This is a genomic window from Rathayibacter oskolensis, assembly GCF_900177245.1.
Lineage (GTDB): Bacteria > Actinomycetota > Actinomycetes > Actinomycetales > Microbacteriaceae > Rathayibacter > Rathayibacter oskolensis.
The window spans coordinates 430528-442545 of the sequence record NZ_FXBM01000001.1 but is presented as its reverse complement, the minus strand read 5'-3'; the positions used below and the strand labels follow the sequence as shown (position 1 = coordinate 442545).

Genomic DNA, 12018 nt, shown 5'->3' with positions numbered 1-12018 from the left:
TCGTTCTCTCGCCGGAGAACGAGGGCTTCCGGGCAACTCAGCGTCGGATGGCCGTCTGGACCTGCGCGACGACGGACGCGAGGTCGGCGAGGTCGTCGCCTGTGAGCTCGATGACGAACCAGCCGGCGGCGCGGAGGCGACCGATCCGGGCGCGGTCGCGGCGCCAGCGGTCGCGCTCCACCCTGTGGTAGTCGCCGTGGTACTCGACGATCACCCGGGCGCGGGCGATGCAGAGGTCCACTCGTCCGAGGAACACCGCGTTGTCGTAGATCTCGACGTTCGCCTCGATCCCCTGGACCCCGGCGAGGACGAGAGCGACGCGGACGAGGCTCTCGGGTCTCGACTCGGCTCGAGCATCGAGGAGGCCCAGCGCCTGTCGGAGCCTGCGGAGGCCTCGCCGGGAGCGGTAGCGCTCCACCGCGTCGTGGAGCGCCTCCGCGGTGCAGATCCCCCGGTGCAGGAGATGGTCGCCTACGGCGACGAGGTCCGGCAGCTCGAGGACGACGCCGAGGTCGCACCAGGTGCGTGCCGGCGTCGTCAGCCGCCCGAGCGGGTACGACAGCACGTCGATGGAGGGATCGAGGGCGAGGGACCGTCCGGCGATGCCGGTGGCGTGCGGGGCACGCAGCGGGGACGCGACGGCGACGTCGATCTCCTCGCGTCGCTCCCACCGGAGCTCGAGTGGAGCACCCCAGAGCAGCGCGGCCGTCGGGCCGCAGACGAAGGCCTCCCTCCCGAGCCGATACAGGAGAGCTGAGCACCGATCAGCGAGAGTGGTCGCCGGCCGTACCGTGCGGACTCCGCGCACCGGCGCCACGACCGCGCGCATCGCAGCTCTCGTCGCGCCGGCGGCGTACCCCTCCGACACCCGGAACACACCCTCGGGAAGGTCAGCTGTCACGCCCACATGCTGACGCCTGCCCCGTTCCGATGCTCAGAACTCTCCACAGCCCCCGCTGAGATGCCCGAAAGGGCTCGTTCTCGGGGAGGAGGACGAGCCCTTCCGGGCATCTCAGCGCTGGGGGGCGCTACCAGCGGGGGTGGACCGTCGGGCGGAAGTGGGTGTCGTAGAGGGCGTTGACGGACTCCATGAAGGCCGGGCCGAGCGGAGCCGCGTCGGAGGCGGTGGCGTTCGCGCGGGCCTGCTCGACCGAGCGGGCGCCGGGGATGACGGCGGTGACTCCGCTCTGCTGGATGATCCAGGCGAGCGCGGCGGTGGCCGGGGCGAGTCCGTGGTCGGCGGCGAGACGCGAGAACTCCTGGGCGGCCTCGACTCCGGTCGCGAAGTCGACGCCCGAGAACGTCTCGCCCACGTCGAACGCGGACCCGTCGCGGTTGTAGTTCCGGTGGTCGTCGGCGGCGAAGGTGGTCTCGGTCGTGTACCGGCCGCTGAGCAGCCCCGAGGCGAGCGGGACGCGCGCGAGGATCCCGACGCCCGCCTCGCGGGCGGCCGGCAGCACCTCGTCGAGCGGCTTGAGGCGGAACGCGTTGAGGATGATCTGCACGCTCGCGACGTTCGGGCGGGCGATTGCGGTGAGCGCCTCCTCCGTGCGCTCGACCGAGACGCCGTAGGCGGCGACGGCGCCCTCGGCGACGAGGGTGTCGAGAGCGTCGAAGACGGCGTCGTCGGAGTAGACCGAGGTGGGCGGGCAGTGCAGCTGCACGAGGTCGAGCGTGTCGACGCCGAGGTTCGCGCGGGAGCGGTCGGTCCAGGCGCGGAAGTTCTCGAGCACGTAGTTCGACGGGACCTGCTCGACCCGGCGGCCCATCTTGGTGGCGACGAAGACGTCGGCGTCGGGGTGCGCCGCGCGATAGGCGCCGATGGTGCGCTCGCTGCGCCCGTCCCCGTAGACGTCGGCGGTGTCGAACAGGGTGACTCCCGACTCCACTGCGGCGTCGAGGATCGCGAGGGCGTCGCTCTCGGCGACGTCCCCCCAGTCGGCACCGAGCTGCCAGGTTCCGAGGCCGACGACGGAGACGGGCGCACCGGTGCGGCCGAGAATTCGAGTGTCCATGCCTCCACCGTAGGTGCGCGCGGGATCACGCGGAGCCCCCTTGCGCGTGCCCTAACGTCGAGGGCATGCCCCTCGTCGTCCTCGGAAGCGCCAATCTCGACCACGTCCACCGCGTGACCCGCATCCCCGCACCGGGCGAGACGGTGCTCGCCCTCGACTACCGCACGTTCCCCGGCGGCAAGGGCCTGAACCAGGCCGTCGCCGCCGCCCGCACCACGGCGGGCACGGCGTTCGTCACCAGCCTCGGCCGCGACGCCGCGGGCGACGAGCTCGCGGCGGTCCTGGCCGAGGAGCCGCTCGAGCTGCACGCGCGGCGGGGCGACGCGCGGACGGGCACCGCGCAGATCACGGTCGACGACGCGGGCGAGAACGCGATCGTGGTCGACTCCGGTGCGAACGCCTCGCTCACCGGGCTGACCGACGAGGAGCGGGCGCTCATCGGCGGCGCGTCCGCGCTCCTCCTGCAGCTCGAGATCCCCCTGCCCGCCGTTCTCGACGCCGCACGGGCGGCCCGCGCCGCGGGGACGCGGACGATCCTGAACGCCGCTCCGATCGGCCGCCTGCCCGACGAGCTGCTCGCCGAGCTCGACGTGCTGATCGTGAACGAGCACGAGGCGCGCGAGCTCGGGTCGGAACGGGGCATCGGAGCGGGCGACGACACCGCGCTGGCCGTCGCGCTCACCGCGCTCGTCCCGCTCGTGCTCGTGACGCTCGGAGCCGACGGCGTCGTCGTCGCCGCCCGCGACCGCGAGCCGCTCGTCGCACCCGCGTTCCGCGTGCGAGCTGTCGACACGACCGGAGCCGGTGACACGTTCTGCGGAGCCTTCGCGGCCCGCCTCGCCGCGCTCGCTCCCGACCTCGGCGACCCGGAGGCGCTGCTGCCGCTCGTGCGCTGGGCGACGGCCGCCGCGGCGATCTCGGTCACCCGCGAGGGAGCGGCGGTCTCGGCACCGACGGCCGCCGAGACCGAGGCGTTCCTCGACGAGCACGAGACCTCGGCCGGCTGAGGGCCACCCCCGGTCAGTCGACCGCGGCGATCCGCACGGTGACCCTTGCGCGACGCTGCGGATGCTCGACGACGCACCACTCGCGCACCGCGGAGCCGACGGCGCGGGCGACGTCCGGGGCCGACGAGTCGGCGCGCACGCAGACGTCGACCGCGACCGACACCTCCTCGCCCGAGATCCGCACGAGGACCGGCTCGGCGAAGGTGCCGCCCGACGCAGTCCCGAGCCGACCCTCCGCGAGAGGCAGGCCGGTGGGGGTGAGCGCCGTCGCCGCGTGGGCGAGCACGTCGCGCACCTCGGCCCGGGCGGGCACGAGGAGGGCGACTCCCTCGAGGGTGGTGAGGAGCGCGCCGATCACCGCCGACGCGCTCGGCTCCCGCTCGGCGACCCGGCCGCCCGCGCCGATCACGACTCCTCCGATCCGGGGAGGTAGACGTCCTCGACCCGCACGTCGATGGTGGTGACGCGCAGCTCGGTCTGCGTCAGCAGGCGGGAGTGGATGCGCTCGCGGACCTGCCGGGCCGCCTCGGCGATGGGCACGCCCCAGAAGACCGAGATCGTCACCTCGACCACGACGTCGGAGCCGGCCTCGTCGATGTCGCCGAGGAGGCGGCAGCGGCCGACGAGGACGCCGGAGACGCTGTCGCCCGCTTCGCGCACGAGACCGCGGACCGCGCCCTCGGTGATCGTGAGCGAGACGTCGGGCTCGACGCTCGCCAGCGGGATGTCGCGACCGGCGCGCGCCTCCCTCCTGGCCTGCGACAGGATCGAGCCGAACCAGCTCTCCTCGGGCACGGGCAGCCGCTCGGCGTCGTCGTCGATGAGGGCGCCCGAGAGGGTGCGGACGCGCTCCAGTGCGCGCAGCGTGCGGCGGTACTCCGGCGACTCCTCGATCACGGGGTCGTAGGGGAGGCGCCCGCGATCAAGGTAGTCGCTCAGCTCGTCGATGCCGCGCTCGTCCTGCGGAGCGGCCTCCGGCGTGCCCGCGGCGGGTGTCACCGCGTCGAGCGCGTCACCGGGCCCGGCTCCGACCGGCCGCCCGCCGGCGTCCGGCGTCTCGTCGGCGTTCATCGCACCTGCTCCCTCATCGCCAGTCCTCCATCGCAACGACCAGCGACTCCCGTGCCCGTGCGAGCTTCCCGCGCACGGCGGTGACGGTGATCCCGAGGTGCTCGGCGATCTCTCCGTACGATTCTCCGCCGACCTCGCGGAGCAGCCAGCACTGCCGCTGCGATTCCGGCAGCTCGGACAGCGCGTGGGCCAGCGCTCTCATCGCGTCGCTCTGCTCGGCGGCCTCGAAGGGCCCCGGCTCCCGCGCCGGCGGGTGCTCGACGGCGTCGACGTCGTCGGTCGGCCGGCGCTGCCTCAGCAGATCGACGCTCGACCGGCTCACGATGCGCATCATCCAGCTCCGGACGCTCGCGGGCTCCTTCAGCTGCGGGAGCTGGGCCCACGCGGTGATCAGCGCGTTCTGCACCGCGTCGGAGGCGTCGGCCTGCGATCCCGTGAGGCGCCAGGCATAGGCGCGGAGGATCGACTGGTGCCTCTTGACCAGCACCTCGAACGCGCGCACGTCGCCCTCGGCGGAGCGCTCGGCGAGCAGCGCGTCGCTCGCCGTCTCCAGTCCGTGCACCGTGCTCCCCCTCACTCCGGTCGCCCCGAGGACCCGATCGGCCCTCCGACGTTGTCAGGCAACGGTCAGGAAAAACACCGATCCGCACCGTGACGAACACCCTCCGGCCTCCGTCTCACTCATGAAAGCACAGCCCATCGGAGAATCCGGCGGGCTCACCGACCCGGGCCGCTCGCAGCAGTCGGCCCCCACGACGTCACAGGAGTCATCATGAGCGACAGCACGCGCACCCCCGCCACCCCCCGCGTCGACAAGACCGGCGTCGAGACCGTCACGACCCTCGGCAGCAGCACCGCCTCGGGCGTCGCGCAGGGCAAGACGATCATCGACAACGCCGTCATCGCGAAGGTCGCCGGCATCGCGGCCCGCGAGGTCGCCGGAGTCTTCGCCCTCGGCAACAACGCCTCCCGCGCCTTCGGTGCGATCCGCCAGGCGGTCGGCGGCAACGACCACGCCCAGGGCGTCCGCGTCGAGGTCGGCGAGACCCAGGTCGCCGTCGACGTCACCCTCGTCGTCGAGTACCCCGTCCCGATGCAGTCCGTGGCCGACTCCGTGCGCGCCGCCGTCGCCGAGGCGATCACCGACCTGGTCGGCATGAGCGTCGCCGAGATCAACGTCGCCATCGTCGACGTGCACATCCCCGGTGACGACAAGGACGACACCGACACCGAGGCCGAGAGCCGCGTCCGATGAGCGACCCCCGCATCCCGACCCCCGCCCCGGCGAGCCGCAGCACCGTGCTCGGAGTCGTCATCGGCGCGATCCTCGCCTTCGCGGCCCTGCTCTTCGGCTTCTGGGGCTTCGTCCTCACGGCCGTGTTCATGGCCCTCGGCGTCCTGATCGTGCGGATGCTCGACGGATCGCTCGACGTGCAGAGCCTCGTGGACGTGTTCCGCGGGCGCACGACCTCCCGCTAGGAGAACCGATGACCACCGCTCTCGACGCGCGCCGAGACACCCGGACGGCGCCGACTCCCGTGGCGGGCACCGTCACCATCACCGTCCGCTCCATCGAGCGCACCGCCCTGGCGATCGCGCACGAGGAGCTGGACGTGGAGGTCTCCGCGATCCGCGTCCACCTCTCGGACGACCGCGGCGGCCTCGCCCTCGCGATCACCACCCCGGTGGTCCTCGAGCCGCCGCTCTCGGCCGCTCCCGGATCGCCGGGCGGAAGCGTCCTCGACCGGCTGCACCGTGATCGCGCCCGCATCGCCTCCCGCATGGAGGCTCTCACCGGTCGCACCGTCACCCGGGTCGACATCCGGGTGACCGGCACCCGCACCCGAACCACGAGGAGAGTCGCATGAGCCCCGCAGCCCCGCAGCGCGACGCCGCACCGGAGGCGCGCTACCGGCGCTTCCTCCGACGCGAGACCCACCGCTCGCGCTCGGCCGCGCAGATCGTCGTCCTGGTGCTGATCGCTCTGGTCGCCGCCTACGTCGGGACCGAGGCGGTGCTCGCCGTGTTCGGCGCCCCCGCCCTGCTGATCGCACCGTCGGCGCTCCTGGCCGCCCTGGTCGGGGTCGCCGGCTTCGCCACGGCCGCGCTCATCGCCCTCGCCGTGGGGATCGCCGTCCTCGCGCTGATCCTCCTGGTGCTCGCTCTCGCGCCGGGCCACCGAGCCCGCCACACCATCGAGGACGACCGCCTCGCGGTGGTCGTCGACGACGGCGTGATCGCCTCGGCGCTCGCCCGCTCCGCCCGGACGGTCGCCCGCTCCCGTCGCGAGGACACCAGTGCGTCGCTCGGCCGGCGCACCGCTGTCGTCGAGCTCACTCCCGCCTCCGGGATCGCCGTCGACCGCGACGCCGTCCAGACGGCGATCGACGAGGAGCTCACCCGCATCGCACCACAGCCCTCGACGCGGGCCTCCGTCCGCATCGCCGAGTCCGGGAGGATCTGATGACCACGAGCAACCGCTTCGTCAACCGCCTCGTCCTCTTCGTCGTCGGGCTCGTGCTGGCCGCGGTGGCGGCAGGACTCGTCCTCGTCGCCGTCTCGCAGCCGGTGCGCGACGCCGTGTCGGCGTTCGCCTCCGACCAGGGTGCGGCTCTCGTCTCGCGGATCTCACCGGAGGACGGCACCGCCTGGAGCGACACGGCCGTGCTCTGGCCGCTGTACGCGATCGTCGGACTCTGTCTGCTCGCGATCATCGTCTGCATCGCCCTCGCCGTGGCCCACGGCCGCGGGCGGACGGCGACGGTCCTCATCGACTCCGGTCGCGACGACGGACCGGCCGGGGACGTCGAGATCGGCACCGGCTTCGCGCAGGACGTGCTCGAGAACGCGCTGGCCGGCCGGACCGACCTGCTCGACGTGACCGTGGCGGCCTTCCGCCACGGCTCCGCCACCGCGCTGAAGGTCCGCGTCCTCCCCCGCGCCGGCGTCTCGCCGCGCGCCGTGGTCGACTCCGTGCACCAGGAGGTCCTCGAGCTCGACCGCCTGCTCGGAGCCCGCCTCCCCGTCGTGCTCGAGGTCGCCTCGAGCGCTCGCGCCGGGTTCTCCAAGGAGGACCGCGTCGCGTGACCACGGGTGCCGGTGGAGCGATCCACCCGCACCTGCATGATCCCCCTCCGGCGGACCTCGCCGGAGGACCATCCCACCGAACGGAAGGAGCCCCTCATGGGTGCAGACGACAAGATCCGCAACACCGCCGAGAACCTGGTCGGAAAGGCGAAGGAGGCGGTCGGCAAGCTGACCGACAACGAGCGCCTCGAGGCCGAGGGCCAGGCCGATCAGACCAAGGCGCAGGCCAAGAAGGTCGGCGAGGACGTCAAGGACGTCTTCAAGAACTGACCCTCTCCGAGCAGTCGGGGCCGTCATCGCACACGCGATGGCGGCCCTTTCTCGTGGAGCGGCCCCTTCTCCTCGAGTCAGACGCTCCAGAACATGATCCGCGCGGCCGAGGCCGAGTCGATGCTCTGGTCGAAGTTGTCGACCGTGTGCGAGGAGTAGAGGATCGTGTCGCCGTCGACGGCGGTGACGATGCCGGTGTGGTCCCAGTCGCCGGAGCCGTCCCAGTCGAACTGCACGACGTCGCCGACCTCTACCTGGTCGCGCTGCGCGTTCGAGAGCGGCGTCGCCCGCTCCGGGTGCGCCGCCAGATAGGAGTTGAACGCGGTGGACGACGCCCACGCGGAGCTGTAGCCGCCGGTGGAGGAGTAGTTCCACTCCCCGTCCATCGCCCAGCCGCGGGCGATGAGCGACTGCGACGCGAAGTTGACGCAGTCGTTGCCCGAGATCGCGCCGTACTGCGCGGAGTTGTAGTCGGACCAGTAGGTCTCGAGGTAGTCGAGCTGCGAGGCCAGCCGGCTCGCGGCGAGCGCCGCCTCGGCCTTGGCTGCCTCGATCGCCGGGTCGGGGGTGTAGGCGAAGGTGATGGCCGAGGCGACGACCTTGGTCGTGGCCAGCACGCCGGTCGCCGTCGGACTCGGCGAGGCGGTCGCGGCGGGCGCCTCGAGGTCGGAGGCGGGTTCGACGGTGGCCTGTGCGGTCGCCGGGGGCGCGGTGACGGGGTCGGCCTCCACCGGCGGTGCCGTCGCCTCCGGTGCAGCGGTGTCGACCGCCGGCTGGACGGCCTCGGCCGGAGTGCCGTCGACGGTGACCGCCGCGGCCTCGTCCGTGACCGCGTCGAAGGTGATGGGCCGACCGTCGGAGTCGAAGAAGGCGACGGGGACGACGCCCTCGGCCTCTCCGGAGGCGGGAGGCGCGGTGACGGTGATCTGATCGGGGTTCTCGACGGCGACGCTGCCCTCGGCGTCGCCGAAGCGGACGGTCGCGACGGCGTCGAGGTTCGCTCCCGAGAGGGTGACGCTCGTGCCCCCGGCCACCGTGCCCGAGGTGGTCGAGACGGCGCTGAGGACGACCCGCGCCGACGCCGTGGTCGCGGGGAGGACGGCGACCGTCGACGGAGACGGGGTGGTGGAGGGGGTGCCCGTCGAGGTCGCGGCGGCCGACTCCGCGGATCCCGACGATCCGACGGTCAGGCTGACTCCGGAGGCGACGGCGACCACGACGAGGCCGCCCGACATCGCGAGCACCAGGTGCCGGCGGGAGGGGCGGAAGAAGGAGGCGCCGCGGCGTGCGGGCTCCGCACGCTGACGGTGTCCCTCGGCCGTCCGTCGATCGCGCCGCGACGAGAAGACCGTCTCGGCGACGGAGTGCGGCGGGACCGGGGCGGAGACCGCGCGCTCGACCGGTACCGGGACGGAGACCGTCTCGGTCGCGCCGGGGTCAGCGCGTCGGCGTCCCTCGCGCTCGCGCGCCTCCCGGCGGGTCAGCGGTGGTGCAGTGCTCGCACCGTCAGCGAGCGGGGCGGCCTCAGGGGCGGCGGTCTCAGAGGCGGCGGTCTCAGGGGCGAGCGGCGGAGCAGGGGTGGAACGGGTGGAGCGATGGGGCACAGAGGTATCTCACGGTTCGGGTCGCGCGGCAGGGGACCACGCGCGGGATCGGGGGAGGCGACTGTGTCGACAGATGCGGGTCGACAGACGCGATCGGGAGGCCGTGGGGAGGCGCTCTCCGGAATGCTTCGGGTAACAGTACGGTAACGAGCCGCGCGTGTCACGTCCGAGATCACCCGGATCTGATCGCGCGACCCTCAGCTCACGGTTCCCGCCGCGTAATCGGGCGCATCCGGAAGCCCGAAGAGACGCTCCAGGGTCTCGATCCCCGAGTCGTGCAGGTACTGCGAGAGCTCGGTGCCCACGTACCTCAGGTGGTACGGCTCCGACTCGTACCCCGTGATCGGAGTGCTCTCGGGGCGGTAGCGGACCAGGAAGCCGAAGCGGTGCGCGTTGGCACCCACCCACTGCCCCTCGGGAGTGTCGCCCCAGCAGATCTCGAGGGCGCAGGCACCGGATGCGCCGACCACGTCGACCGCCCACCCCGTCTGATGCTCGCTGTGACCGGGTCGGGCGCTGGTCGCGTCGGCGCCCGCCTGGCCGCGCGTCGACACCCACCCCGCGTAGACGCTGACCTGGGTGTCGTACGAGCGGTAGGCGCTCTGAACAGCGAGCGAGAGGCCCGCCTCGGCCACGGCGGCCGAGAAGAGGGCGACGAGAGCGTCGGCGGTGGCCTGCCGCATCGGCTGGCGGTTCACGTAGGGCACGTCGGGCGAGACCAGGTCGGCCGGGACGTAGTCGATCGGCGAGAGGGTCCGGAGCTTGTTGACGACCACCCAGACGCTGGCGGGATCGTCGACGGAGTTCGCGGTGAGGTCGATCCCGGGCGTGGGGGTCGGTGTCGGAGTGGGGGCAGGGGTCGGCTCCGCGGACGGCGTGGTGGCGGTGGGCGTCGGAGTCGACGGCGGACTCACCGGAGTCGTCGGCGTCGGCGAAGGAGCGGAGGCACGGCCGTTGCCGATCGCCGCACCGACCCCGAACGCGGTGGCACCGGCCGCCGCGGCGACGCCCCCGATCACCAGCGCTCGCCGCCCGACAGGTCGCCCGTCCCGGGGCTCGTTCTCGCTCGAGGTCATCCCCCGAGCCTAACCGCGGCCCTCGGAGGCACTCCGGGCACCCCGGTGTGGAGCGGTCCCCCTTCGCGGCCGACTCCAATATCCTCGAAGGATTCACATATGCGCCTCCCCTAGCGTGTGCGACAGCCTCGGCGACTGCGCGGCTCCGGCCCCTCGGATCCGCGGCCCCCGGTCCCGAAGACGAAAGGACCCCATGCTCCGACCTCGACACGCGCCGGCACTCCCCCTCGCCGGCCTGACGAGCCTTCTCGGGATCTCCGGCGGCGACTCCTCCGACGCCGTCGAGCTCACCGGAGTGACGCTCATCGCCTCCGACGTCGAGCCGGGCGACCTCTTCGTCGCCCTCGCCGGCATCCACCGCCACGGAGCGGATTTCGTCAGAGAGGCGCGGGACCGCGGTGCCGCGGCCGTGCTGACCGACGCCACCGGCGAGAGCGCCGCTCGCGCGACCGGGCTGCCGACCCTCGTCGTCGACGATCCCCGCGCCAGCCTCGGGGCGGTCGCCGCCGCGGTCTACGCCACGGCCGAGCGCGCGCCGCAGCTCTTCGGCGTGACCGGCACGAACGGCAAGACCTCGACCGTCCACATGCTCGAGGGGATCCTGCGTCAGCTCGGGGTCGTCCCCGGCCTGAGCTCGACGGCCGAGCGGCACATCGGCGACACCTCCGTCACCAGCGGGCTGACCACTCCCGAGGCGAGCGAGCTGCACGCGCTGATCGCGCGCATGCACGAGGAGGGTGTCGGGGCCGCGGCCATCGAGGTCAGTGCGCAGGCCCTGACCCGTCACCGCGTCGACGGAGTCGTGTTCGACGTCGCCGGCTTCACCAACCTCAGCCACGACCACCTCGACGACTACGGCGACATGGAGACCTACTTCGCCCAGAAGGCGCAGCTGTTCCAGCCCGACCGCGCCCGCCGCGCCGTCGTCTCGCTCGACTCGCCCGCCGGCGAGCGCATCCGCGACACGGCGGGGATCCCGGTGACGACCATCACCTCTCTTCCCGGAGTCGACGCCGACTGGCGCGTCGGCATCCTCGAGCAGGAGTTCGGGCGCACGCACTTCCGACTCGAGAACCGGCAGTCGCGGGCGATCACGACCTCGGTGCCGATCATCGGCGCGCACATGGCCGCGAACGCCGCCCTCGCCATCGTGATGCTGATCGAGGCGGGTCGCCCGATCGCCGAGATCCGCGCCGCGCTGCACCGCGACGGCGGGGTCGACGTCTCCCTCCCCGGGCGCACCGAGCGCGTCTCCGGCGATCGCGGCCCGACCGTCTACGTCGACTTCGGGCACAGCGCCGACGCCTTCCAGCGCACTCTGGAGGCGGTCCGCGAGGTCACTCCCGGCCGCGTCATCATGGTCTTCGGCGCCGACGGCGACCGCGACGCGCTCAAGCGGCCCGCCATGGCGCAGGCCGCCGTGACCGGGAGCGACATCCTCGTCGTGACCGACCACCACCCTCGCTTCGAGGAGCCGGCATCGATCCGGCGCACGCTCGTCGAGGCGGCGCGGGCCGCTCGACCCGACGGCGAGATCCACGAGGTGGACGACCCCAAGCGGGCGATCCGCGTCGCGGTCGGTCTGGCCGAGGAGGGCGACTCGATCCTCTGGGCGGGTCCCGGGCACCAGAACTACCGCGACATCCAGGGTGTCCGCACGCCCTACTCGGCCCGGGCGGAGGCGCGGGCAGCGCTCCGCGAAGCCGGCTGGGCCGACGAGGCGGTCCCCTCCACCGTCTGACCCTCCCTGTCCGGTCCGCGTGGGTCGTGGCGCCTCCTGCAGGAGCCGTCGAGCACCTCCTGAGATCCCGTTCAGGCTCGCCGAGACCCCTCGAGGCGACCGCGCACGGGGTGTAACTTTGCGCAGCACGCAACGTTTGCGGCGGTC

The 12018-nt window shown here is 73.0% G+C and carries 15 protein-coding genes; 8 read left to right on the top strand and 7 right to left on the bottom strand.

The genetic code is table 11. The annotated features are described in order from the left end of the window. Positions 1-37 precede the first annotated feature (37 nt). A complete protein-coding gene (locus B9Y99_RS02190; protein WP_129587859.1) occupies positions 38-901 on the bottom strand; it encodes a DUF559 domain-containing protein in 864 nt (287 codons plus the stop codon). Positions 902-1028: 127 nt separating this feature from the next. Beyond that, complete coding sequence (locus B9Y99_RS02185) at positions 1029-2015, bottom strand: aldo/keto reductase (RefSeq protein ID WP_085474962.1); 987 nt, start codon at positions 2013-2015, stop codon at positions 1029-1031. Positions 2016-2080: 65 nt separating this feature from the next. Between B9Y99_RS02185 and B9Y99_RS02180 the strand changes: the two genes are divergently transcribed. Beyond that, complete coding sequence (locus B9Y99_RS02180; RefSeq protein WP_085474961.1) at positions 2081-3022, top strand: ribokinase; 942 nt, start codon at positions 2081-2083, stop codon at positions 3020-3022. 13 nt (positions 3023-3035) lie between these two features. Here the strand turns inward: B9Y99_RS02180 and B9Y99_RS02175 are convergent, their stop codons facing one another. The 3 genes from B9Y99_RS02175 to B9Y99_RS02165 are packed head-to-tail and all read right to left on the bottom strand — an operon-like array spanning position 3036 to position 4655. After that, positions 3036-3431 carry a hypothetical protein gene (locus tag B9Y99_RS02175; protein WP_085474960.1) on the bottom strand — a complete coding sequence of 132 codons (396 nt, stop codon included), beginning with the start codon at positions 3429-3431 and terminating at the stop codon, positions 3036-3038. Next, positions 3428-4093 carry an Asp23/Gls24 family envelope stress response protein gene (locus tag B9Y99_RS02170; protein WP_085474959.1) on the bottom strand — a complete coding sequence of 222 codons (666 nt, stop codon included), beginning with the start codon at positions 4091-4093 and terminating at the stop codon, positions 3428-3430. The genes B9Y99_RS02175 and B9Y99_RS02170 overlap by 4 nt, the downstream gene beginning before the upstream one ends. Positions 4094-4106: 13 nt before the next feature. After that, positions 4107-4655, bottom strand: coding sequence for an RNA polymerase sigma factor (locus tag B9Y99_RS02165; protein ID WP_244274746.1), 549 nt, complete (start codon positions 4653-4655; stop codon positions 4107-4109). A gap of 210 nt (positions 4656-4865) precedes the next feature. Between B9Y99_RS02165 and B9Y99_RS02160 the strand changes: the two genes are divergently transcribed. From B9Y99_RS02160 to B9Y99_RS02135, 6 genes are all read left to right on the top strand, one after another. After that, positions 4866-5348 carry an Asp23/Gls24 family envelope stress response protein gene (locus B9Y99_RS02160; RefSeq protein ID WP_085474957.1) on the top strand — a complete coding sequence of 161 codons (483 nt, stop codon included), beginning with the start codon at positions 4866-4868 and terminating at the stop codon, positions 5346-5348. Then, positions 5345-5572 (top strand): DUF2273 domain-containing protein, encoded by a 228-nt coding sequence (locus B9Y99_RS02155; RefSeq protein ID WP_085474956.1) that lies wholly within the window; start codon positions 5345-5347, stop codon positions 5570-5572. Before B9Y99_RS02160 ends, B9Y99_RS02155 begins: the two co-directional genes overlap by 4 nt. A gap of 8 nt (positions 5573-5580) precedes the next feature. Beyond that, the gene (locus B9Y99_RS02150) at positions 5581-5961 is read left to right on the top strand and encodes a hypothetical protein (RefSeq protein WP_085474955.1); all 381 of its coding nucleotides are present in this window, start codon (positions 5581-5583) and stop codon (positions 5959-5961) included. Then, positions 5958-6557, top strand: coding sequence for a DUF6286 domain-containing protein (locus B9Y99_RS02145; protein ID WP_085474954.1), 600 nt, complete (start codon positions 5958-5960; stop codon positions 6555-6557). Before B9Y99_RS02150 ends, B9Y99_RS02145 begins: the two co-directional genes overlap by 4 nt. After that, complete coding sequence (locus B9Y99_RS02140; RefSeq protein WP_085474953.1) at positions 6557-7180, top strand: hypothetical protein; 624 nt, start codon at positions 6557-6559, stop codon at positions 7178-7180. Before B9Y99_RS02145 ends, B9Y99_RS02140 begins: the two co-directional genes overlap by 1 nt. 96 nt (positions 7181-7276) lie before the next feature. Further along, a complete protein-coding gene (locus B9Y99_RS02135) occupies positions 7277-7450 on the top strand; it encodes a CsbD family protein (RefSeq protein WP_085476199.1) in 174 nt (57 codons plus the stop codon). Between the two features lie 77 nt (positions 7451-7527). Here B9Y99_RS02135 and B9Y99_RS02130 read toward each other — a convergent pair whose 3' ends face one another. Both B9Y99_RS02130 and B9Y99_RS02125 read right to left on the bottom strand, forming a co-directional pair. After that, a complete protein-coding gene (locus B9Y99_RS02130) occupies positions 7528-9054 on the bottom strand; it encodes an amidase domain-containing protein (RefSeq protein WP_085474952.1) in 1527 nt (508 codons plus the stop codon). Between the two features lie 197 nt (positions 9055-9251). After that, positions 9252-10130 carry a M15 family metallopeptidase gene (locus B9Y99_RS02125; RefSeq protein ID WP_085474951.1) on the bottom strand — a complete coding sequence of 293 codons (879 nt, stop codon included), beginning with the start codon at positions 10128-10130 and terminating at the stop codon, positions 9252-9254. Positions 10131-10323: 193 nt separating this feature from the next. On the opposite strand from B9Y99_RS02125, the gene B9Y99_RS02120 reads away from it, so the two are divergent. Beyond that, positions 10324-11871, top strand: a complete 1548-nt coding sequence (locus B9Y99_RS02120; RefSeq protein ID WP_085474950.1) for a Mur ligase family protein — start codon at positions 10324-10326, stop codon at positions 11869-11871. Positions 11872-12018: the final 147 nt, after the last annotated feature.

Coding starts and splice junctions, on each gene's coding strand:
- B9Y99_RS02185 (WP_085474962.1), bottom strand. CDS start 2,015: ATGGACACTCGAATTCTCGGCCGCACCGGTGCGCCCGTCTCCGTCGTC.
- B9Y99_RS02180 (WP_085474961.1), top strand. CDS start 2,081: ATGCCCCTCGTCGTCCTCGGAAGCGCCAATCTCGACCACGTCCACCGC.
- B9Y99_RS02170 (WP_085474959.1), bottom strand. CDS start 4,093: ATGAACGCCGACGAGACGCCGGACGCCGGCGGGCGGCCGGTCGGAGCC.
- B9Y99_RS02160 (WP_085474957.1), top strand. CDS start 4,866: ATGAGCGACAGCACGCGCACCCCCGCCACCCCCCGCGTCGACAAGACC.
- B9Y99_RS02155 (WP_085474956.1), top strand. CDS start 5,345: ATGAGCGACCCCCGCATCCCGACCCCCGCCCCGGCGAGCCGCAGCACC.
- B9Y99_RS02150 (WP_085474955.1), top strand. CDS start 5,581: ATGACCACCGCTCTCGACGCGCGCCGAGACACCCGGACGGCGCCGACT.
- B9Y99_RS02145 (WP_085474954.1), top strand. CDS start 5,958: ATGAGCCCCGCAGCCCCGCAGCGCGACGCCGCACCGGAGGCGCGCTAC.
- B9Y99_RS02140 (WP_085474953.1), top strand. CDS start 6,557: ATGACCACGAGCAACCGCTTCGTCAACCGCCTCGTCCTCTTCGTCGTC.
- B9Y99_RS02135 (WP_085476199.1), top strand. CDS start 7,277: ATGGGTGCAGACGACAAGATCCGCAACACCGCCGAGAACCTGGTCGGA.
- B9Y99_RS02125 (WP_085474951.1), bottom strand. CDS start 10,130: ATGACCTCGAGCGAGAACGAGCCCCGGGACGGGCGACCTGTCGGGCGG.
- B9Y99_RS02120 (WP_085474950.1), top strand. CDS start 10,324: ATGCTCCGACCTCGACACGCGCCGGCACTCCCCCTCGCCGGCCTGACG.